The organism is Alteriqipengyuania sp. (assembly GCF_964222115.1).
GTDB lineage: Bacteria > Pseudomonadota > Alphaproteobacteria > Sphingomonadales > Sphingomonadaceae > Alteriqipengyuania.
Map to the genome: position 1 here is coordinate 1 of NZ_CAXQBM010000078.1, position 20,226 is coordinate 20,226.

At 63.6% G+C, this 20,226-nt stretch carries 22 protein-coding genes; 10 read left to right on the forward strand and 12 right to left on the reverse strand.

Annotated features, from left to right (window positions below):
- The 5 genes from ACEQXE_RS12150 to rpsU form a co-directional block, all read right to left on the reverse strand.
- The coding region (locus ACEQXE_RS12150) for an amidase family protein (RefSeq protein WP_370179650.1) at window positions 1-259 on the reverse strand (259 nt) is incomplete at its 3' end.
- Between the two features lie 105 nt (window positions 260-364).
- Complete coding sequence (gene gatC / locus ACEQXE_RS12155; protein WP_370179651.1) at window positions 365-667, reverse strand: Asp-tRNA(Asn)/Glu-tRNA(Gln) amidotransferase subunit GatC; 303 nt, start codon at window positions 665-667, stop codon at window positions 365-367.
- Between the two features lie 45 nt (window positions 668-712).
- Complete coding sequence (locus tag ACEQXE_RS12160) at window positions 713-2,491, reverse strand: DUF4153 domain-containing protein (RefSeq protein ID WP_370179652.1); 1,779 nt, start codon at window positions 2,489-2,491, stop codon at window positions 713-715.
- A gap of 28 nt (window positions 2,492-2,519) precedes the next feature.
- Window positions 2,520-3,107: an FKBP-type peptidyl-prolyl cis-trans isomerase gene (locus ACEQXE_RS12165; protein WP_370179653.1), complete on the reverse strand. Its 588-nt coding sequence runs from the start codon at window positions 3,105-3,107 to the stop codon at window positions 2,520-2,522.
- 158 nt (window positions 3,108-3,265) lie between these two features.
- Window positions 3,266-3,469, reverse strand: coding sequence for a 30S ribosomal protein S21 (rpsU, locus tag ACEQXE_RS12170; protein WP_342516902.1), 204 nt, complete (start codon window positions 3,467-3,469; stop codon window positions 3,266-3,268).
- Between the two features lie 267 nt (window positions 3,470-3,736).
- Here rpsU and crcB point away from each other — a divergent pair, with 267 nt between their 5' ends.
- From crcB to ACEQXE_RS12200, 6 genes are read left to right on the forward strand one after another with little or no spacing between them, the layout of a single operon-like run.
- Window positions 3,737-4,129 (forward strand): fluoride efflux transporter CrcB, encoded by a 393-nt coding sequence (crcB, locus tag ACEQXE_RS12175; protein WP_370184471.1) that lies wholly within the window; start codon window positions 3,737-3,739, stop codon window positions 4,127-4,129.
- Between the two features lie 3 nt (window positions 4,130-4,132).
- Complete coding sequence (locus ACEQXE_RS12180) at window positions 4,133-5,305, forward strand: RluA family pseudouridine synthase (RefSeq protein WP_370179656.1); 1,173 nt, start codon at window positions 4,133-4,135, stop codon at window positions 5,303-5,305.
- Window positions 5,305-5,904 carry an FMN-binding negative transcriptional regulator gene (locus tag ACEQXE_RS12185; RefSeq protein ID WP_370179657.1) on the forward strand — a complete coding sequence of 200 codons (600 nt, stop codon included), beginning with the start codon at window positions 5,305-5,307 and terminating at the stop codon, window positions 5,902-5,904. The genes ACEQXE_RS12180 and ACEQXE_RS12185 overlap by 1 nt, the downstream gene beginning before the upstream one ends.
- Entirely contained in the window at window positions 5,901-6,560 is a 660-nt protein-coding gene (locus ACEQXE_RS12190) for an HAD-IA family hydrolase (RefSeq protein ID WP_370179658.1), read from the forward strand. Before ACEQXE_RS12185 ends, ACEQXE_RS12190 begins: the two co-directional genes overlap by 4 nt.
- Complete coding sequence (locus ACEQXE_RS12195; RefSeq protein WP_370179660.1) at window positions 6,547-6,777, forward strand: hypothetical protein; 231 nt, start codon at window positions 6,547-6,549, stop codon at window positions 6,775-6,777. Before ACEQXE_RS12190 ends, ACEQXE_RS12195 begins: the two co-directional genes overlap by 14 nt.
- Window positions 6,774-7,472: an ATP12 family protein gene (locus ACEQXE_RS12200; RefSeq protein WP_370179662.1), complete on the forward strand. Its 699-nt coding sequence runs from the start codon at window positions 6,774-6,776 to the stop codon at window positions 7,470-7,472. The genes ACEQXE_RS12195 and ACEQXE_RS12200 overlap by 4 nt, the downstream gene beginning before the upstream one ends.
- Here the strand turns inward: ACEQXE_RS12200 and ACEQXE_RS12205 are convergent.
- From ACEQXE_RS12205 to ACEQXE_RS12220, 4 genes are read right to left on the reverse strand one after another with little or no spacing between them, the layout of a single operon-like run.
- On the reverse strand, window positions 7,469-8,053 hold the full coding sequence (locus ACEQXE_RS12205) for an ABC-type transport auxiliary lipoprotein family protein (RefSeq protein ID WP_370179663.1): 585 nt from the start codon (window positions 8,051-8,053) through the stop codon (window positions 7,469-7,471). The two genes, ACEQXE_RS12200 and ACEQXE_RS12205, sit on opposite strands and share 4 nt — an antisense overlap.
- Before the next feature lie 5 nt (window positions 8,054-8,058).
- Window positions 8,059-9,012 carry an MlaD family protein gene (locus ACEQXE_RS12210; protein WP_370179665.1) on the reverse strand — a complete coding sequence of 318 codons (954 nt, stop codon included), beginning with the start codon at window positions 9,010-9,012 and terminating at the stop codon, window positions 8,059-8,061.
- Between the two features lie 9 nt (window positions 9,013-9,021).
- Entirely contained in the window at window positions 9,022-9,936 is a 915-nt protein-coding gene (locus ACEQXE_RS12215; protein WP_370179666.1) for an ABC transporter ATP-binding protein, read from the reverse strand.
- Window positions 9,933-11,045: an MlaE family ABC transporter permease gene (locus ACEQXE_RS12220; RefSeq protein ID WP_370179689.1), complete on the reverse strand. Its 1,113-nt coding sequence runs from the start codon at window positions 11,043-11,045 to the stop codon at window positions 9,933-9,935. Before ACEQXE_RS12220 ends, ACEQXE_RS12215 begins: the two co-directional genes overlap by 4 nt.
- Before the next feature lie 82 nt (window positions 11,046-11,127).
- Here ACEQXE_RS12220 and ACEQXE_RS12225 point away from each other — a divergent pair, with 82 nt between their 5' ends.
- From ACEQXE_RS12225 to ACEQXE_RS12240, 4 genes are all read left to right on the forward strand, one after another.
- On the forward strand, window positions 11,128-14,157 hold the full coding sequence (locus ACEQXE_RS12225) for a valine--tRNA ligase (protein ID WP_370179668.1): 3,030 nt from the start codon (window positions 11,128-11,130) through the stop codon (window positions 14,155-14,157).
- 4 nt (window positions 14,158-14,161) lie between these two features.
- Window positions 14,162-14,638 (forward strand): DUF2262 domain-containing protein, encoded by a 477-nt coding sequence (locus ACEQXE_RS12230; RefSeq protein WP_370179670.1) that lies wholly within the window; start codon window positions 14,162-14,164, stop codon window positions 14,636-14,638.
- Between the two features lie 106 nt (window positions 14,639-14,744).
- A complete protein-coding gene (locus ACEQXE_RS12235) occupies window positions 14,745-15,560 on the forward strand; it encodes a zinc-dependent peptidase (protein ID WP_370179671.1) in 816 nt (271 codons plus the stop codon).
- A gap of 186 nt (window positions 15,561-15,746) precedes the next feature.
- Window positions 15,747-16,481 (forward strand): 7-carboxy-7-deazaguanine synthase QueE, encoded by a 735-nt coding sequence (locus tag ACEQXE_RS12240; protein ID WP_370179672.1) that lies wholly within the window; start codon window positions 15,747-15,749, stop codon window positions 16,479-16,481.
- A 242-nt stretch (window positions 16,482-16,723) separates the two neighbouring features.
- On the opposite strand, the gene ACEQXE_RS12245 is transcribed toward ACEQXE_RS12240, so the two are convergent.
- From ACEQXE_RS12245 to ACEQXE_RS12255, 3 genes are all read right to left on the reverse strand, one after another.
- Window positions 16,724-18,406, reverse strand: coding sequence for an ATP-binding protein (locus ACEQXE_RS12245; RefSeq protein WP_370179673.1), 1,683 nt, complete (start codon window positions 18,404-18,406; stop codon window positions 16,724-16,726).
- A 115-nt stretch (window positions 18,407-18,521) separates the two neighbouring features.
- Window positions 18,522-19,283, reverse strand: coding sequence for a TIGR02186 family protein (locus tag ACEQXE_RS12250; RefSeq protein WP_370179690.1), 762 nt, complete (start codon window positions 19,281-19,283; stop codon window positions 18,522-18,524).
- On the reverse strand, window positions 19,283-20,197 hold the full coding sequence (locus ACEQXE_RS12255; protein ID WP_370179674.1) for a sulfite exporter TauE/SafE family protein: 915 nt from the start codon (window positions 20,195-20,197) through the stop codon (window positions 19,283-19,285). Before ACEQXE_RS12255 ends, ACEQXE_RS12250 begins: the two co-directional genes overlap by 1 nt.
- Between the last annotated feature and the right edge of the window lie 29 nt (window positions 20,198-20,226).

Here is a 20,226-nt window from a genome sequence, read left to right on the forward strand (position 1 = left end):
CATTGGTGCAGAACAGGTCCTTCATGCCGATCGGCACGCCGCCCATCTTGCCAAGCTCCTCGCCCTTGGCACGCTTCGCGTCGACCGCGTCTGCAGCTTCGAGCGCCTTCTCGGGCGTGGCGACAATGAAGGCATTCAGCGCTTCTGCGGCTGCGACGTTGGCGTTGAACGCCTCAGCCACTTCGCGCGCGGTGAAATCGCCTCCGGCGACCCCGTCGCGGATCGCCTTGACGCCCAATTCGGTCAGTTCTTCACTCATTTATCATCCGTTCGTCCTGAGCCTGTCGAAGGGCGAACCCCTCGGTCCAGGCCATGCCCGCGCTTCGACAAGCTCAGCACGAGCGGGAATTTGCTCAGACCGAGACTACTCGATCACCTTGGGCACGCCGAAAAAGCCATGCTCGGCAGCGGGCGCATTGGCGAGCACATCCTCGCGCCGCCCGCCGGCGGTCAGCGGATCGGCATCGACCACATCGTCGCGCAGGCGCATGGCCTGCGGGATCACGGCGGTCATCGGCTCGACCGAGGAGGTATCGACCTCGCCCAGCTGCTCGACCCAGTTGAGGATATTGTTGAGTTCGGGGACCATCGCGTCGAGCGCCGCGTCATCCATCCGGATGCGCGCGAGCGATGCGATCTTGGCCACTTCTTCGCGGGTGACTGACATGGCCGATGCGTTAGCCGCGCCGCACCGCACCATCAAGCGGTCAGATTACCTGAATGGCTCGCCCACCGGCTCGCCATCGATATAGACGCGCCGCCCCCTGAACGGCCGAACTTCGATTGTACTGTCCTCATCGGTGAGTACAGCATTATCTTGTCGGCTTCGGCTTTGGATCAACGTCCCTTCCACGACGTCCAATTCGATGGCTCCGTCATCTTCAATCAACAGATGGCCTAGCCAGCCTTGGTCTGTGACCACGATGGCGTGCGAACCATTGTAGAGCCCCACCTCGATCGGGCCCGCGAAGATCACGTGAGTGTAGTCTCTCGACCCTATAGAATTTGGGTTCACTTCGAGGAAGCGCCTTACCCACGCCCGCTCGCTTTCGGTGCCGCCTTTGAAGACGAGCTTGTCGAGGTCCACCGATGCATCTTCGTACCGAGTGCGAGCGCGCAAGTCGGCATTGGCGTTTTCCTTAGCTCGACGTGCGGCCGTAACAACAGCTTCGTTCTCACTCTCGGCAAGATGAGTAAGTGCACGCCGTCCGGCGTCGCCGAAGTCTCTTGCCAGCGCATCGAAATCGAACTCCTCCACCGAAATCGCGCCGCTTTCCAGCCGCGCAAGCTGGTCCTTGGTCGACAGCGCTCCGAAATTGAGGATCGGCAGCGCGAGGAACAGCGCGAACAGCGCGGTCGCCACCGCCATCCGCAGGTTCGAAGCGCGCAGCCGGTCGCGCCACGATCCCCGCGCACCCAGCAGCGCATCGACGAAATAGGCGAGCCCGAACGCCACCGCGACCGCCACCGAAGCGAGTGCCCACAGCCGTTCGGGCGAAAGCCCGTGCTGGTCGATCCGCACACCGGTGCTGATCGCGGCGAACACCGTCAGCGGCAGGATGCCGAGCGCCAATGCATAGCCCGACCATTTGAGGATCGGCCCACCGACCATGTCCTCGTCCCGGTCGCGCAGCACCGCGTTGGCGAGCGCATAGGCGCCGATTGCGATGGACAGCAGCACGGGCGTCGCGCTGTCGGTCGCGTTCCACAGCACGCTCGGGCCCGAAACCACCACCGCGCCGAGGAAGACCGCAATCGCAATCGCCAAAGGCAGCGCAAGGATCGAGAGCACCAGCAGCACCACCGATTGCAGCGTGCCGATGATCTTCAGCTGATTACGCAAGGTACCCAGCCCCGCACCCAGCGTCAGGCCAGCATAGACCCAGCCGAACCTATCGGCCTGGATCAGATCGCGCAGCGGAATGCCGACCAGATCGAACAGCGATGCGAGCAACCAGATCAGCGCCCACGCGATCAGGAAGAAGGCGAACGCGCCCGCCCCGGTGATTGCGTCGGTCCACACGAAATAGTGGATGTCCTTGTAATCGGTGCGGAACCACCGGCGATGGAAATCCGCCTGAAACAGCGGCACCGCCAGCAGGCAGGCGAAGACGCCCGCCGCCACTGCATAGCCGCCATCCGCGATATCATTACCCGCGCCCACCGCACGCCAGGTCAGCCCGCCGACCACCCGCCCGGTGACGAGCGAGAAGATGGCGGGGGCGATAGTGCGCCCCCGCTCGGCGGTGAAGACGAAGGCTCCGCTGGCGAAAGCGATGAAGGCAGCGGCGGCGATACGCGGACCGCTGTCATTGGCATCATCGGTCAGGAAGTAGATCGCGAGGCCCGCAACGGCGAGCAGGCCTGCGAAAATCCAGGGGCGCAGCGGCCAGTCGGTCTCGACGCGGTCCCTTACCGCGCCATCGCCAGCCAGATCGCCCTCGCCCGCATTATTATCGAGCGCTTCGTCTTCAACCGTGCCTTCGTCCATCTCGCCCTCCCCCGGCGTCGCGGAACTATTATTGCGGAGGCGGTGCCCCCTGCGGCGGTGCGGCACCCTGGGGCGCGCCGGGCATGGTACCGTTCTGCTGCATCAGTTGCGTAATCATCTGCACGCGCCGCTGGAATTCGGCCTGGCTCATGATCTCGATCACTTCGACCTCGAAGGTCAGGTCGGCCCCCGGCGGAATCGGCGAACCCTCGGGCGGGGTATCGCCATAGGCCTGGTCGGCGCGAATCAGCAGTTCGTACTTGCCGCCCTTCTGCATATCGAGCGCACCCTGGGTGAAGCCCGGAATCATGTTGCTGAGCGGAAGCGGATTGCCTTCCGGGAACATGCCCTGCGCCTCTGGCGGCAGCGGAAGTGGCTGCGACTGGTCGAACACGGTGCCGTCTTCCAGCTTGCCGACGTAATTGACGAACAGCACGTCTTCGGCGGTCGGGTTCGGCCCTTCGCCCTCTTCGATCACCGTCAGTCCATAGGCCTGGGGCATCACGGCCCACGCGAGCAGGATCGCCAGACCGATCGCGGCGATGACCCCGATCCACAGCTTGGTGAGCGAGCCCTTCGCAATCGGGCGGAGGGGAACACGCGTGATTTCGGTCATTGAATGGTCCTGAAAGGCTCGGGGGCTGGAAATTGCGGCAGCCCGATACGCAAAACGGCTCGCGACCATCTGGCGCAAGCCGTTCAGCAGTTCAAGGCTGCTCGCTCAAAAGGAGGCCTGAACCCGGGTGGTGCGGGAGGCCCCGCACCTGGCGGATATTACCGGCCGTCGCGCTCTGCGCGCTTGCGTTCCATCTTGCGTGCACGGCGAACCGCGGCAGCCTTTTCACGCGCGCGCTTCTCGCTCGGCTTCTCGTAATGGCGGCGCAGCTTCATCTCGCGATAGACGCCTTCACGCTGCAGCTTCTTCTTGAGAGCCCGCAACGCCTGGTCGACATTATTATCGCGCACGATGATTTGCATACTGGTCAAACGCCTTTCAATTCATAGCCTTCCGATTCGCGAAGAAACGCGCGAAATCGGCGAGTTTGCATGTGGAAGAAGCCAGCAACGCCCCGGAAACCGGGATGCGGTCAGCTCCAATTGCGCGCTTCATAGGCAAAAATGCGGCGCAGCGCAAGGCAAAGACGTGTGCAAGCGGTCGCCAACCGTCAGCCAGCCTGCATCGCCGCTTGGCGTGGCACGCTGGCCACTATAGGTAGGCACGTGAAAATGACCAGTCTCTCCCCCATGACAGCTTCACTTGGCGTGGCCCTCGGCGGCGCAATCGGCGCGGTGCTGCGCTACAACCTCGGTCGCGCGATGACCGCGTGGATGGGCGCGCCCGCGATGGGCGTGTTTCCGTGGGCCACGCTCGCCGCCAACGCGCTCGGTTCGCTTGCGATGGGCGTGCTGGCCGGATTTCTCGCACGCGGATTCGGCGGGATCTACGCGGATCAGCTGCGGTTGATCGTCGGGGTCGGCCTGCTGGGCGGGTTCACCACCTTTTCCGCCTTCAGCCTGGAGGCATGGCTGCTGATCGAGCGCGGCCAGCTGACCTTTGCCCTGCTTTACGTGGTGCTGTCGGTCTGCCTGTCGATCAGCGCGCTGGTCTTCGGCCTCACCATGACGCGGGTGTTCTGAGCAATGCCGGATAGCGAACAGCAGCGCCCCGAAAAGGGAGAGGTACGGCAATATACCGTTGCCGAGGACGACGACGGCATCCGGCTGGACCGCTGGTTCAAGCGGCATCTGCCCGAAGTCGGCTTTGCTGCCGTGGCGCGCTGGGCGCGCACCGGGCAGGTCCGGGTGGACGGAGCACGCGCCAAGCCGGAGGATCGGCTGGTAACGGGCCAGACCCTGCGCATTCCGCCGGGCAATCCGGCCAAGGCCAAGGCTCCGCGCAAGCGCCGCGAACTGACCGAGGACGAGCGCCAGCAGGCACTGGGCATGGTCATCGCAGAAACGCCCGCAGCCATCGTGCTCAACAAGCCGCCCGGCCTCGCGACGCAGGGCGGCAGCAAGACCTACAGCCACGTGGACGGGTTGCTCGATGCCTTCGTAGAGAATGACGAGACCCCGCGCCCCCGCCTCGTCCACCGGCTGGACAAGGACACCAGCGGCGTGTTGCTGATCGCGCGCACGCCCGGCAGCGCGGCGGCGTTTTCCAAGCGGTTCTCGGGCCGAAGTGCGAAGAAGGTCTACTGGGCGCTGGTGGTCGGCGTGCCCGAGCAGTCCATGGGCGTGATCGATGCTCCGCTCGCCAAGCAACCCGGCACCGGGGGCGAGAAGATGCATGTCGACATGGAAGGCGGGCAACCGGCCAAGACGCGCTATCGCATAGTCGAACGCGCAGGCAACAGCGCCGCGTGGCTCGAACTGGAACCGCTCACGGGGCGCACGCACCAGCTGCGCGTGCATTGCGCGGCCATGGGCCATCCGATCGTGGGCGATGGCAAATATGGCGGGCAGGACGCTTTCCTGACCGGCAGCGTCAGCCGCAAGATGCACCTGCATGCGCGCAGGCTCATCATCAGCCAGCCGGGTGGCGGGCAGCTGGATGTCACCGCCGACCTGCCGGAGCATTTCGCATCGACAATGGAGCACCTCGGCTTCGACCTGTCGCTCTCCGATGCCGAACCGCTGCGCGACGATCCACCGCCCAAGACGAAGGCGGAAAAGAAGCAGGATGCGAAGCAGCACGCCAAGCAGTATCGCAAGGCCCGCCGGGGAGAGCGCAGGTCCCGCACCGTTTCCAAGGGTGCGGCGAAGAGCAAGGCGCGCGCGAAGCCCAAGGCCAAGCCGAAGGGCAGGCGCTGATGCATCCCAATCCGCAGTTCCGTTCCGACGATCGCCAGCTGTTCGAAGCGCTGATCGACGAGATCGGATTCGGAATGGTGTTCCTGACCACGCCCGATGGCCCGCGTGTGGCGCACACGCCCCTGTTGTCGACCGGAGAGGGCGCGGTGCAGTTCCACCTGTCGCGCGGCAATGCGCAGACCCGGCATCTCGACGGATCGACCGCGCTGGTCACGGTGAATGGCCCCGACGCCTATGTCAGCCCTCGCTGGTACGACGAGCGCGATACGGTGCCGACATGGGATTACGTTGCGCTGGAGATGGAAGGCCGGGTGCGCCGCCTGTCCGATGATGAGCTTGAGGCCTTTCTCCATGCGCTGATCGCGAAACACGAGGAACGGCTCGACGGGGAACCCTGGCGCGCGGACGAAGCGAGCGAGACCACCTGGAGCAAGCTGTTTCGGGGCATTTCCGGCTTCGAGATGGAAGTGCAGGCCTGGCGCCCCACCCTCAAGCTCTCGCAGAAGAAGAACGCGGGTGAGCGCGCGCGGATCGCCGATGGCCATATTGCTGCGGGGCGCCCTGCCATCGCAGCGCTGATGGAAAGCCTGGGCGCATGAGCAAGCTCGCCGTGTTCGATTGCGACGGCACGCTGGTCGATGGGCAGGCCGCGGTATGCGATTCGATGGCAGCTGCGTTTGCGCAGGCCGGTCTCACTGCGCCCGACCGCAATATCGTGCGCCGCATCGTCGGGCTCAGCCTGCCGCAAGCGGTCATGCAGCTGGCGCCGGACGCGGAGCGTGACACGGCAATGGCCGTAGTCGATGCCTACAAGACGCATTTTCGCAATACCCGTGAAAGCGGCGCGCTTCGCGAAGTGCTGTATGATGGCATCCCGGACGTGCTGCAGGCCCTGCACGATGCGGGATGGAGCCTTGCGGTCGCGACCGGGAAATCGGATCGGGGATTACAGGCGACGCTCGCGACCAACGATCTCACCCACCTGTTCTCCAGCCTCCAGACAGCCGACCGGCACCCGTCCAAGCCGCATCCCGCGATGCTGGAAGAAGCACTAGTCGAATGCGGTGCCGCACCTGCCGATACGGTGATGATCGGCGATACCAGCTTCGATATCGAGATGGCGAAGGCTGCGGGCGTCCGCGCTCTTGGCGTAGCGTGGGGCTACCACGAGCCCGCCGAACTGCTGGAGGCAGGCGCCTTCGCGGTGGCCGAAACCCCTGCCCAGCTGACGGAGATCCTGCTTGGCACAAAATGAGCAATCCGATGCCGCAGAAGCGGTGGCAGCGCGGCGCTACTGGACGCTCCAGTTCATCCGGCTCGCCGGAATTTTCGTCACCTTCCTCGGCGCGATGATGGTCGCTGGCCGGATAGAGGGTGGCGCGCTGGGGCCGGTCCTGTTCGTGGCCGGGCCGCTGCTGTTTTTCGCCGTCCCCGTATTGCTCGCCAAACGCTGGAAGCGCGAAAACCCGTGAAGCGCTTCTGGCATGATTCGGCGGTGGAGAATGTGGAGGACGGCTGGCAGGTCACGCTGGACAGTCGACCGGTAAAGACGCGCGCGGGTGCGCCACAGGTCGCTCCGACCAAGGCGCTGGCCGATCTCCTGCGCGGCGAATGGGCGGACGCACCCGGTGAATTCAGCGCGGACGCATTCCCGCTGCGCGATCTGGCAGACCGAGCGATAGACTCCATCGCCGCCGATCCCGCGCCCGTTATCGACCGCCTCCTGTCCTTCGCGGATGGAGATACGCTTTGCTATCGTGTAGAGCCGGACGAAGCGGTCGCCCGCCGACAGGCCGAGGTGTGGGAGCCCATTGTCTCGCGTATCGAAAGCGACATGGGCATCGCGCTCACGCGCACGCACGGGATCGTCCATCGCCCCCAGCCAGAGGCGAGCAAGTCGGTTCTGCGCAAGCGGCTGGCAAGCGAAAACGCATTCACCCTCGCGGGGCTGGACGCTGCGGCATCGCTCGCCGCTTCTCTATGCGTCGCGCTGGCGGGGCTGGATGAACATGCCGACCCGGCGTCGCTCTGGTCGGCGGCCAGCCTGGAAGAAGACTGGCAGGCCGAACAATGGGGCCGCGATGCAGAGGCGCAGGCCCGGCGCGATAGCCACGAACTGGAATTTACCCGTGCGCTGGCCTTTGCCCGCGCCGCGCGCAGCAGCTAGCCGCCGATCCACTCCGCCACATCGCCCGCCACCTGATTGGCCGCGTCGTTCAGCGCATTGCCGACCGGGGTTGCCGCCGCAGGCACACCCGGAACCGTAGCCGTGAAGCGACGGGTTTCCAGCCGGCCATTGCTTTCCCGGATCGCATCATAGGTCACGATCACCGAACTGGACGGTGCATCATATCCGAATTCGCGCAAGGTGCCGCGCAGCATGGTTTCCGTGCCGCCCCGGCTCTCCACATCGTCGAGCACCAGCCGCCCGGTCCGCTGGCGGATCGTCGAGACGAGCAGCTGCTGGAACAGCTTGGACGGGCGATCCACCCACACCGCATCTTTCAGGTACGCGATGGTCGAGGGATCGACCTGCACCGGAACGCGGGTCACATTCAGGCTGCCGGGCACTTCCGGGCGCATCACGGTGAGTGCGGCGGTGGCCGACCCGCTCGGCCCGTTACCCGTCTGCACCTGCGTGTCGGGCGTCAGCGTCAGCAGCGAGGGGGGCGGGTCTTCGCCAAAGCTGATGCAGGCCGAGAGGGCCAGCGGCAGCGCGAACAGGATCGGCAGGCGGGAAAGGGTCATCGCTCTCAATCCTCGGGTTCGTATTCGGGCAGCTTGGGCGAAGAGATCAGGTCGCTCGCGCCCTTATCTTCCAGACGCTCGGTCAGGTCGCGCAGCGAACGGCTCGTCGCCTGCAGATCCTCCAGCGTGGTGTTGGCGGACGGTAGAGTACGTTCGTTCAGCGTGCGCACCGCAGGCTGCGCCTGCTGCAGCGTCGCATTGAGCGTGTCGGCCGTCTGGTTGGCCTTGCTCAAGGTCTTGCGCAGCTCGTCGGCTATCGACTCACCCTCGCGGTTGATCAGCTCGTTGGTCGACTCGGTCGTCCGCTCGAACGCGTCGAGTGCCTCGCTGGCTTCACGCAGTGTGATCTGGAGCTCCGCCATGGTCCCCTCCAGCTGGGGCGTCGCGCGCGCCATGTCTTCGGTCATCCGATTGGTGTTGCGCAGGATGCCGCTCAATTCCTGCTGGTTGTCGTCGGACAGCAGCATCGTCAGGCGCTCGGTCAGAGTCGCCAGCCGTTCGAGCAGTAGTGGCGCATTGGCCAAAATTTCGCCGAACCCGCCCGCGCGCGGCGGGATCACGGGCACGCCTTCGGGGCATGCGGTCGTATCGCAATCGATCGGCGGGCGGCCCTTGCGCGCACCGTCGAGCAGGATGGTCGAAACCCCGGTGAAAGAGCTTTGCACGGTTGCCGTGGTGCCGACGAGCACGGGCACATCGCGCTTCACCGCCACCCGCACGCGAACGAATTCCGGGTCCTTGTCCCACAACACGATGTCGCGCACCTGGCCCACGGGCACACCAGCAAAGGAGACCTGGCTACCCTCTGCCAGCCCGGCGACCGACTGCTTGAAGAAGATGTCGTATTCCTTGCGGTCGTTCTCGCCCAACCGCGCGATCCAGACAATGAACAGCGCCAGCGCGGCAAGGATCACGAGCGTTACCGCTCCGACCCAGACATGATTTGCGCGTGTTTCCATCGTCTTCGCCTATGCCTCGTCTTCGTTGGACTTGTCCAACGCTTTGACCGCTTGCGCCGCAATCGGCTTGTCCATGTGCTGGCGCAATTCGTCCAGCGCCTGCGCGGTCAACGCAGCGCGCCCGCGCGGGCCGTTGAAATATTCCTGGATCCACGGATGGTCGAGCTTCATCAGGTTGGGCACGGTGTCGACCGCGATGACCTTGCGATCGGCCAGCACCGCCACCCGGTCGCAAATCTCGTGCAAGGTATCGAGATCGTGGGTGATGAGGAACACCGTCAGCCCCAGCGTTTCCTTGAGGCCGCGCGTCAGGTTGTCGAACGCAGACGCGCCGATCGGGTCGAGCCCGGCGGTCGGTTCGTCGAGAAACAGCAGTTCGGGGTCGAGCGCCAGCGCGCGGGCCAGCCCCGCACGCTTCTTCATCCCGCCCGAAAGCTCCGAGGGATATTTGCTCGTTGCCTCCGCGGGCAGGCCCGACATCACCACCTTGTAGCGCGCGATTTCGCGCGTCATCTCCGGGTCAAGGTCCGGGTAGAACTGCTTGAGCGGCACTTCCACGTTCTCGCCCACGGTCAGGGTAGAGAACAGCGCACCGCCCTGGAACAGCACGCCCCAGCGGTTGCGCACGCCCAGCGCCTCGTCCGGCTCGGCATCGGTCATCGACTGGCCGAAGACCTCGATCTGGCCCGCGTCGGGCTGCTGCAACCCGATGATCGAACGCATCAGGACAGACTTGCCGGTGCCCGATCCGCCGACCACGCCCAGGATCTCGCCACGCTTCACATCCAGGTCCAGGTCTTCGTGGATGGTCTGTTCGCCGAAGGAATTGGCGAGTCCGCGCACGCGCACGGGGTATTCGCCACGAAACCTCTCGTAGCGTTCCGGCTTGTCGCCCCCGAAAATCTCGTCGACCAGACTGTTCATGCCCAGCCCACCTCGGTGAAGAACACCGCGAAAAAGGCATCGAGCACGATCACGGTGAAGATCGCCTGCACCACCGCCTTGGTGGTGCGCTGGCCGACTTCCTCGGAATTACCATGCACCTGCATGCCCTGGTAACAGCCGGCGACCGCAATGATGAGGCCGAAGACCGGCGCCTTTATCAGCCCGACCCACACGTCATAAGTCGGTACGACTTCCTGGATACGCAGCAGGAAGGTCCAGAACGGGATGCCCAGCATGATGTCGGAAATCACTGCACCGCCGATGATCGCCATGATCGAGGCATAGAAGCCCAGCAGGATCATCATGAACACGCAGGCGAGGATGCGCGGGATCACCAGCGCCTCGATCGGCGAAATGCCGATGGTGCGCATCGCGTCGATCTCCTCGGTCAGCTTCATCGTGCCGATCTGCGCGGCGAAGGCAGAGCCTGATCGGCCCGCGACCATGATCGCGGTCATAAGGACGCCGAGTTCGCGCAGGGTGATGCGCCCGACAAGGTTCACGGTGAGCGATTCGGCCCCGAAATATTGCAGCTGGGTCGCGCCCTGCTGGGCGATCACGATCCCGATCAGGAAGCTCATCAGCCCGATGATCGGCAGCGAATTGACGCCCACCTTCTCGAACTGGCTGACCAGCGCGCGATAGCGGAAGCGGCGCGGATGACGAATCAGCGCGCCCGCCCCGATCAGCACCTGGCCGATGAAACCGATGATATTGACGGCACCCGCACGCGCGGCGAACACCTTGGTCCCCATCGTTTCCGACGCGCGCTCCAACAGCGGCAGGCGCGGCGCGGCCATCGGCGCCTCGTTCTCGCTCTGGCCGACAGCCTCGATAAGGCGTTCCGCGCGCGGGCTCGCGTTGACGATTTCCGCCGAATTGTCGCGCGCGACGCTGCAGGCGAACCATGCGCCCACCGTGTCGATCTCGCTGACCTCGGCCAGGTCCACCGCATCGAAGCCCCGGTCCATCTTGCGCAGGTCCGCTTCGACGTCCCCGATTGTAGACAGCAGGAATGGCCCGGAGAGCCGGAGAACGGTGCGCCCCTCGCCGTTCTGCTCGAGCGTATAGTGCGCCTCGGTCGCCATCATGCATCGCTATGCTAGTAAAGTTCTGCAACCACAAGCACTCTGGTGACAAGCGCGCCACGTGCTGCTTATGGCTTTCGGCATGACGGATACGCTTTCGACCACTTTCGACCCCGCCCAGATCGAGGCGCGCTGGTACGCGCATTGGGAACAGAACGGCTGTTTCAGGCCCGACCGCCCCGACGCGGAAGCCTTCACGCTGGTCAATCCGCCGCCCAACGTCACGGGCAGCCTGCATATCGGCCACGCGCTGGACAATACCTTGCAGGACATCGTGGTCCGCTACGAGCGGCTGCGCGGCAAGGACGCGCTGTGGGTCGTGGGCATGGACCACGCGGGAATCGCGACGCAGATGGTGGTCGAACGCCAGTTGGAGGAGCGGCAGGACAAGCGCACCAACTATTCGCGCGAAGAGTTTGTCCAGAAGGTGTGGGACTGGAAGGCCGAAAGCGGCGGCACGATCACCCAGCAGCTGCGCCGCCTGGGCTGTTCGATGGACTGGAGCCGCGAACAGTTCACCATGGACGAGCATTTCAGCAAGGCCGTGACCAAGGTGTTCGTCGACCTGTACAACGACGGCAAGATCTACCGCGACAAGCGGCTGGTGAACTGGGACCCGAAGCTGAAGACCGCGATTTCGGACCTCGAGGTCGAACAGCAGACGATCCCCGGTAGCTTCTGGCACTTCAAGTACCCGCTGGCGGATGGCGTGACGCTCGATAGCGGAGAGGATTACATCGAAGTCGCGACCACTCGGCCCGAAACGATGCTCGCCGATATGGCGGTGGCGGTGCACCCGACCGACGAGCGCTACACAAGCGTGGTCGGCAAGCACGTGATCCTGCCGATCACCGGGCGCCGCATTCCCATCGTGGCGGACGAACATGCCGACCCCGAGCTGGGATCGGGTGCGGTGAAGATCACTCCGGGCCACGACTTCAACGATTTCGAAGTCGGCAAGCGTGCAGGCTTCGCACCGGGCGAGATGCTCAACATGCTCGATGGTGATGCGAACGTGACGCAGACCGCCGACGGGCTGGTGCCCGAGGAATTCATCGGCCTGCACCGCTTCAAGCGTGATGGCGAGGATGGCGCGCGCGAAGCCGTGGTCGCTCGCCTCAAGGCCGATGGCTTCCTGATTCCGCATATCGCCAAGACCAAGAAGGGCGAGGAAGTCGAGCATGACGCCGAACCGCGCCAGATCGCGACGCCTTTCGGCGACCGCGGCGGCGTGGTGATCGAACCGTGGCTGACCGACCAGTGGTATGTCGATGCCGAAAAGCTTGCGGTGAAGCCGATCGAGGCGGTGCGCAGCGGCGAGGTCGAGATCGTCCCCAAGACGTGGGAGAAGACCTTCTTCAACTGGATGGAGAACATCCAGCCGTGGTGTGTTTCGCGGCAATTATGGTGGGGTCACCGCATTCCGGCCTGGTATGGGCCGAAGATAGGCGAAGACGGTGGGCTAGATCGCAAAATGCATGTCACGCTAGCGGCGAATACACCCCCCGGGGAGTTAAGCATCTCAGGCTTATCGCCAAGCGACAAAATCGCTTTTGTAGCCGAAAAAGAAGAAGATGCGCTTCGTCAGGCTAGGGAGTATTATCCGGATCATATTCGGGTTGAGGTCGGCGAAACCGATGTTGGCACGCCAGATCTAGTTCGCATCCATAGGGACGAAGATGTCCTCGACACGTGGTTTTCGTCCGCGCTCTGGCCCTTCGCCACGCTCGGTTGGCCGGACAACACCGACCTGCTCGAGAAACATTATCCCAACACCCTGCTCATCAGCGGGTTCGATATCCTGTTCTTCTGGGATGTGCGGATGCTGATGGCGGGCTATTTCAACACCGGGCAGAAACCGTGGGACCGGCTATACCTCCACGGCCTCGTACGCGCCGCCGACGGCTCCAAGATGAGCAAGTCGAAGGGCAACGTCGTCGATCCGCTGATCCTGATCGACCAGTACGGCGCCGATGCGCTGCGCTTCTTCATGGCGGCGATGGAGAGCCAGGGCCGCGACATCAAGATGGATGAGAAGCGGATCGAGGGATACCGCAACTTCGCCACCAAGCTGTGGAACGCGGTGCGTTTCTGCCAGGGCAACGGGATCGGCGCATCGCAGTCCATCGCCGCGCCCAAGGCGACGCTGGCAGTCAATTCGTGGATCATCGGCGAAGTGATCGAGACGAAGAATGCGCTGGAGAAAGCACTGGCCGACCTGCGCTTCGATGCTGCCGCGAACACGATCTATCACTTCGTGTGGGATCGCTTCTGCGACTGGTATCTGGAGCTGATCAAGCCGGTAATTCACACGATGAAACCAGCACCTCTGCGCGCGACCGTTACATTTCGCGGCAATGCCGAAAAAAAAGCAGAAGACGATCTAGATTATCAAGAGAAATTGGCTGCAGCCGAAGCCCATCAATCAAACCAAGCGGAAGTACGCGAAGTTGCTGGTTGGGTGATCGACCAGATCCTGGTGATGCTGCACCCCTTCATGCCCTTCGTCACCGAAGAGCTATGGCATGCGCAGGCATCCAAAGAGGCACCGCGCCCCTACGAACTGATGCTGGCCGCTTGGCCCGATCCGCAGGCTGAGCTCGACGCAAATGCGAAGGCCGACATTGATTGGTTGATCAACTCCATCAGCGAAATTCGGGCAACAAGGTCAGAAATGAATGTGCCTCCGGGCGCACGCCTTGATGCGGTCGCTTGGGCAAATGGTGAGCAAATCACTCAAAGAATCCAACGTCTCCAAAGCGCTTTCTCTCGTCTGGCGCGCATCGATTTTTCAAACGTCGTCGATGTCTATGCACTTGAACCGGGCCACGAAGTCACTGTTGCAATGTCGAATGCTGCACAGGTTTTTTGTCCAGAACTGAATGTCTTCCTCAACCTTGAAGGCCACGTCGACATCGAAGCCGAAAAGGCCCGCCTGACCAAGGCGATGGAGGCGAGCCAGAAGGAGTTCGGATCGCTCGACAAGCGGCTTTCCAACCCCTCCTTCGTCGAGAAGGCGAAACCCGAAGCGGTCGAGAAGGCGAAGGCTGACGCCGCATTCCACGCATCCGAGATCGACCGGTTGCGCGCGGCGCTGGCGCGGCTGGGATAAGGCGGTGAGCCTGATCGGCTTCGTGATCGACCGGATATTCCCGCCTCCGCCGACCGTGTTCGAGCATCCCGGGATCGGGCGGCTGGAGCAGGACCGGCATCGCCCGAACTGCTACGCTGGGGCGGTCGACTGGGATGGGACGCAGGTCACGCTGATCCTGCATGGCGACAAGCCGACCACGGGCGGGCTGAAAAATGCTGCGCAGCATTTCCTCGCCATGCGGGCGAATGCGGCGCAGGTGCTCAAGGCTGCAGCGGACATCGCGGGCGCGCAGAAATACGAGCAGTGGCGTGACGAGAGGTTCGAAAACGACACTCCACTGGCGCAATGGAAAGCGGCCCTGACGATAGAGCGTATCTGGATCGATCCGCTGGGGCACATCGGGGTCGACTTTGCTTTCAACCAGCCTTTCGAGGGCCACTACCTGACCGTATCGGGCGTGGCACCCGACCGGTTCGAATATGCGAACCTGTCTATCTGATCGGCACAGTTCCGGGATGTCCTACTCGGGGCGCGGGTAAGCATTGCATCCCTCCCCAAGCACCCGCCTCCTACCAAAGCCGCAACAGCGAACCTACTTCTGCTGAATGACGCCCTGGATCATTCTCGGCATTGCGCTGCTGATTGCCGCACTCGCGCTTTTCCGCCGGTATGCGAAGCAGCGGAAACGCAAGAGTCTGCTCGCATCGTCACTCACGGCAGAACAGCGTGCAGTGGTCGAGAAACTGGTGCCGCTGGTCCGCCGGTTGCCTGCACCCGTGCGGGCAGCGCTGGAGGGGAAGATCAACCTCTTCCTCGATCAGATCGCCTTCCGGGGCCAGAACGGGCTGGAAGTCACCGACGAAATGCGGCTGTCCATCGCCGCACAGGCCTGCCTGCTCGTCGTCAACAGCCCGGTCTGGTACGATACGCTCAGGAATGTGCTGATCTACCCGTCGGCCTTCCTCACCCACCGCAATACTCACGACGGCCACCTTGTTCACGAAAACAGTCACGCCACGCTGGGCGAAAGCTGGGCACGCGGCCCGGTGATCCTGTCATGGGACCACGCGCTGCACGGCGGGCTGGATGCCGATGACGGACACAATGTCGTCATCCATGAATTTGCACACCAGCTGGATGGCCTGTCCGGCCATACCAATGGCATCCCGTTGTTGCGCAAGGGACAGGCCTACGCGGGCTGGGAAAGCGCCATGCTCGCGGCCTTCGACGACCAGGTGCAACGGGTCGAAAACGGGGAACGCACGCTGATAGACCCCTATGGCGCCACCAGCCATCAGGAGTTTTTTGCCGAAGCCATCGTGACGTTCTTCGAACGGCCTCATGCCATGCGCGACCAGATGCCGGCCCTGTATGAGCAACTGGCAACACTGCTGGCGCTGGACCCTGCCCGATGGGACTGACGGTGCCTTTTGATGGCGGTTCTGTTCGAACGATCAGGACCGATTTTCCTACTGCCCCGATTTCTGCCAAGACCAGCCGATGACCGCCCATCGACCTGCCTTGAATAATTGCGCTTTGCACGCCTCGGCGGCGGGCAGTTTTTCTCGCTTTAGACACTGTGTCAGGTGTGTCAGGGACGGCTTTTGATGAACCTTGTTCTCGCCACAGACGATACCGGCGCGTCTGAGATTTTCGCCTCCGTGCAAGGCGAAGGGCCAAGCGCGGGCGAGCCGACAGCCTTCGTCCGCCTGTCGCGCTGCAACCTTGCCTGCGTGTGGTGCGATACGGCCTATACGTGGCACTTTACCGGCGATGAGCGCCCGCACCGCTCGGGCGAGACCTTTGACCGCAAGGCGAACCAGGTGACGCTGGAAGTGGCGGACGTCGCCGCGCGGATCGAAGCGCTGGGCCAGCGGCGGCTGGTGGTCACAGGCGGGGAGCCCATGTTGCAGGCGGCGGCGCTGGCACAGCTGCTTGCCTCGCTGCCCGATGTGACGGTGGAGATCGAAACCAACGGCACTGCCCTGCCCCCGCCAAAGCTCGACGTGTGGGTCGACCAGTTCAATATCAGCCCCAAGCTCGCGCATTCGGGCAATACACGCGAGCTGGCAATCGTGCCGAAGGTGCTGCGGACCTACGCCAGCGACGGGCGTGCATGGTTCAAGTTCGTGGTGGCCGAACCGTCCGACGTAGACGAGGTGCGCGAACTTGTGCGCGCGCATGCACTACCTCGCGGGCGCGTGTTCCTGATGCCAGAGGGGACGGATAGCGCGACCTTGCGCGCGCGGCAGGAATGGCTGGTGCCGCTATGCCTCGAACATGGGCTTCGCCTGTCCGACCGGCTGCATATCCACCTATTCGGCGACACGCGGGGGACGTAGTCTGTTTGACCCTCAAACGCCGGGCGCGGGCCATCCGGCCCGCTTGGCTTTCGCGCCAGTAGGCGCGACGGCCGGTCGGCCTTGCCGGACGCCTTCGGCATGCGGAGAACTGCGTTCCCTCATTTTCGGCTGGGTGGAGCGAGAATGGTGTCGCCGGAGAACCGGCGCGCAGCGTAGGTTCAACTACGTGAGCACCGGAAGCGCACGGTGATGCCGTTCGCAGCCCTCCCAGGCGGAAATGCCTACGCGTGCGTGCGCCAGCGCTGGACGATCCGCTGCAGAGCGTCCTCCTCGCCCCCGGACTCGCGCCATAGCGTGCTGAAGCTCGGGTCTTCGGATGCAGGCCGCTTGGGCTCTTCCAGCGTGTCAAACGTCACACGCATGGGGACCGAGGTCCCCTCGCCGCAGATGATGCACTCGCGGTTGCGCAGCGCGGGGATGGCATCGAGGAAGCCGCGCGCCCCTTCGGGCATGGCGGCCTTCACGAAGGCCTGGTCGCGCTCGTTATTGAGGCGCATCGAAATGATTGTGCCGCATTGCGACAGCACGCCTTCGGCAAGGTCGGACGGGCGCTGCGTCACCAGCCCCAGCGAAACCCCATATTTGCGGCCTTCCTTGGCGATGCGGCTGAGCACCTTGCCGACCGAGGAATTGTCGAAGTTCTTCTCGTTGGGGACGTATCGGTGCGCTTCCTCGCACACCAGCAGGATCGGCCGGGTGCGCTCCTCGCGCGCCCATGTGGCGTAATCGAAGACGAGGCGGCTGAGCACGGCCACCACCGTGCTGGTAATGTCCGAGGGGACGCCCGAGACATCGATGATGGAGATCGGCTTGTCTTCTGTCGGCAAGCGCAGGATGTGGGCAAGGAATTCCGCCATGGTATCGCCCACCAGCATGCCCGAGAACAGGAACTGGTAACGCGGATCGGACTTCAGTTCATCCAGCTTGCTCTTGATCCGCATGTAGGGCGCGATGCCGGTCGCCTTGTCGAGGTCGCCCATCTCCCTGGAGAGTTCCGCCGACAGGTCGGACAGCAGGTAGGGCACCGGGGAATCGACGGTGATCTTGCCGATGCTCTCCGCCAGCCGGTTCTTCGACCGGGCGGCGAGCAGGCACTTGGCAAGGATATCCGCATCCACCTGCCGATCATTGCCGTGGCTGGTGAGCAGGATTTCGCAATGCTCCTCGAAGTTCATCAACCAGTAGGGCATCTTGAGATTGCCCACGTCGAGGATCGCGCCGTTATGCTTGAAGGCCGTGGCGTATTCGCCGTGCGGATCGACCATGATGACATGGCCCTGCGGTGCGGATTCGCAGATCCGATGCAGGATGAGCGCAGTCGATGTCGATTTGCCCGTACCGGTCGAACCGAGCAGGGCGAAGTGCTTGCCCAGCAACTGGTCGATATAGAGGCCCGCGCGAATATCGCGCGTCGGGAAGACGGTGCCCACTTCGATGAAAGCCCGCCCGTCGCTGGCGAAAACATTGCGCAGGTCGTTGGTGGTCGCCGCGAAGACCATGCCGCCGGGTACGGGATAGCGGGTCACGCCGCGGCGGAACCCGCGAATGCGCCCGGTCAGCTTCTCTTCGTAGCCTTCGCCGAGAAAGTCGATTTCCGCGATGATACCGCCGGTCCCGCGGCGATCCTGCCGCTGGTTGCGAACAGTGCCGAGCAGCCAGCTGTCACCAGCCCTCAGCTTGACCTGGCTGCCGACCTGGCCGGCCAGCGCAATCGCCAGATCGTCATCGCCGGAGCAGTCGGTAAGCCGCGCGGCATCGAGCGCGATGGTCGCGCCCGCACCTGCCACGTCGAGAACCACGCCGATGGGCTGGGTCGAGTTGCGGGCGGAAGGTCGGGCCTGCTCTTCGCCATCCGTGGCCGAAGCAATTGCCTGCCGAAACTCCTGCCCCCCCAGATCAGTCATGCCGAATTCAAAGCCCCTTGGCTGGTCTACTGCTTATCAAGCCATGGCCAGCTTTAGCGCTACCAAAGTTAAAATCGTGTCAATTCGGCAGGATAGCGCGAATGGTAGCGATAACTCAGCCGCGATTGAAGAGCCGCCCGGCAAACCAGCCCATCAGCAGCGAAAGCACGATGGCCACCATGCCGTACAGCAGCGGCTGGCGGTCGGCGAAAACCTCCACGAAGCGTTCGAAGCCGACCTTGCGCACCTCGACCTCTGCCACTGCGGAGGCAAGGACGCGGCCATCGCGAACCGCAAATGTCTCCGCCGTATAGGTGCCCGTCTGCACACTGGAAGGCAGGCCGATACGCGCCTGGTAGAGAACCCCTTCGCGCACGCTCACCCCATCCTCGATCGTCCGGTAAAGGCCTTGGCGTTCGCGCAGATCGACCAGTCCCGCACGAAAGCGCGCCTGTTCGTCGAGATCGATCGACCCGGATGGGCTAAGCTGGATGAAATTGGTCCCGAATTCGAAGATCGCTGCGGTCCGCTCGTCCACGATCCGATCGATGGGCCGACTCGACGCAACCGCGAAATAGCTGGGGGCGGACCGGAACGCAGTGCTCTCCGCATTCATCCAGATGCCACCGATCTGGCGCTTCTCACGCAATCGGATAGGCTGGGCCGGGCCTTTGAGGACCACGATCACATCGAAGGGTTCGTTGCTTTCCGCCGGATCGACGACGGCGCCGAACAGCAGCAGTTCCGTCCCGGTAAACCCTTGGCGGACCTGCACTTCCTTTTGCGACACCTCGGGCACCAGAACAGGATCGCGCGAGGGCCCCGTTTGTGCAGTCAGCGCGAAAAGGCACACCAGCGCGAGGGCCAGTTTGCGGATCACAGGTTGATCACCGAATAGACCTCGTCCGGCTGGATGCTGAGCCCGAACAGCATGCGCAGCGCCACCAGCAGCACGGTCGTAGCCAAGGCAAGCCGCAACCAGTCCGGCTTGAGCATCAGGGCGAGGCGCGTGCCGAATTGTGCGCCCAGCACCGATCCGACCAGCAGCAGCGCGGCCAGAACGAGATCGACCGCCTTGGTGGTCAGCGCATGGGTCATGGTCGTCGCCATGGTAACGAACAGGATATTGAACAGCGAAGTACCAACCACGACCTTGCCGCTCATCCCGAGGACGTAGAGCATCGCGGGTACTAGCATGAAGCCGCCGCCAACCCCCATCAGCATGGTCAGGATGCCGACCCCTGTGCCGAGGATCAGCGGCGCGAGCGGAGAGATGTAGAGGCCGGACCCGTAGAACCGCCATCGGTAGGGCAGCACTGCAATCAGCGGGTGATGGCGCCGCTTGGCCGCGCGCTTGCTGCTCTTCGACTGGCGGATGTTGAGCGCGTTCAGCGCCTCGCGCATCATCAGCGCGCCGATCGATCCGAGCATGAAAACGTACAGGATGTTGATGACCACATCGATCTGCCCGATCGACTGGAAAAAGCTGAACAGGCCCGCACCGATCAGCGCACCGATGATCCCGCCGACGACCAGCACCCCGCCCATCCGGTAATCGACACCGCCGCGCCGGTTATGCGCGAGAACGCCCGAAACACTCGCCCCCGTCACCTGCGTGGCGGCAGAAGCGGCAGCAACGGTTGGCGGAATCCCGTAGAAAATCAGCAGCGGAGTGGTCAGGAACCCTCCACCCACGCCGAACAGGCCGGAAAGGATGCCCGTCAGCGCACCGAGTGCGACGATCACCAGTCCATTGACCGACAGGTTCGCGATGGGAAGATAGACGTCCATTGGCGGGGTCGAGCCGTAGTCCTTTCGGC

Bases quoted from the DNA above. Each gene is read 5' to 3' on its own strand.
- ACEQXE_RS12210 (WP_370179665.1), bottom strand. From the start codon at position 9,012: ATGGAAACACGCGCAAATCATGTCTGGGTCGGAGCGGTAACGCTCGTG.
- ACEQXE_RS12255 (WP_370179674.1), bottom strand. From the start codon at position 20,197: ATGGACGTCTATCTTCCCATCGCGAACCTGTCGGTCAATGGACTGGTG.
- rpsU (WP_342516902.1), bottom strand. From the start codon at position 3,469: ATGCAAATCATCGTGCGCGATAATAATGTCGACCAGGCGTTGCGGGCT.
- ACEQXE_RS12180 (WP_370179656.1), top strand. From the start codon at position 4,133: ATGCCGGATAGCGAACAGCAGCGCCCCGAAAAGGGAGAGGTACGGCAA.
- ACEQXE_RS12185 (WP_370179657.1), top strand. From the start codon at position 5,305: ATGCATCCCAATCCGCAGTTCCGTTCCGACGATCGCCAGCTGTTCGAA.
- ACEQXE_RS12225 (WP_370179668.1), top strand. From the start codon at position 11,128: ATGACGGATACGCTTTCGACCACTTTCGACCCCGCCCAGATCGAGGCG.
- ACEQXE_RS12205 (WP_370179663.1), bottom strand. From the start codon at position 8,053: ATGACCCTTTCCCGCCTGCCGATCCTGTTCGCGCTGCCGCTGGCCCTC.
- ACEQXE_RS12165 (WP_370179653.1), bottom strand. From the start codon at position 3,107: ATGACCGAAATCACGCGTGTTCCCCTCCGCCCGATTGCGAAGGGCTCG.
- ACEQXE_RS12245 (WP_370179673.1), bottom strand. From the start codon at position 18,406: ATGACTGATCTGGGGGGGCAGGAGTTTCGGCAGGCAATTGCTTCGGCC.
- ACEQXE_RS12220 (WP_370179689.1), bottom strand. From the start codon at position 11,045: ATGGCGACCGAGGCGCACTATACGCTCGAGCAGAACGGCGAGGGGCGC.
- ACEQXE_RS12240 (WP_370179672.1), top strand. From the start codon at position 15,747: ATGAACCTTGTTCTCGCCACAGACGATACCGGCGCGTCTGAGATTTTC.
- ACEQXE_RS12190 (WP_370179658.1), top strand. From the start codon at position 5,901: ATGAGCAAGCTCGCCGTGTTCGATTGCGACGGCACGCTGGTCGATGGG.
- gatC (WP_370179651.1), bottom strand. From the start codon at position 667: ATGTCAGTCACCCGCGAAGAAGTGGCCAAGATCGCATCGCTCGCGCGC.
- ACEQXE_RS12215 (WP_370179666.1), bottom strand. From the start codon at position 9,936: ATGAACAGTCTGGTCGACGAGATTTTCGGGGGCGACAAGCCGGAACGC.
- ACEQXE_RS12160 (WP_370179652.1), bottom strand. From the start codon at position 2,491: ATGGACGAAGGCACGGTTGAAGACGAAGCGCTCGATAATAATGCGGGC.
- ACEQXE_RS12235 (WP_370179671.1), top strand. From the start codon at position 14,745: ATGACGCCCTGGATCATTCTCGGCATTGCGCTGCTGATTGCCGCACTC.
- crcB (WP_370184471.1), top strand. From the start codon at position 3,737: ATGACAGCTTCACTTGGCGTGGCCCTCGGCGGCGCAATCGGCGCGGTG.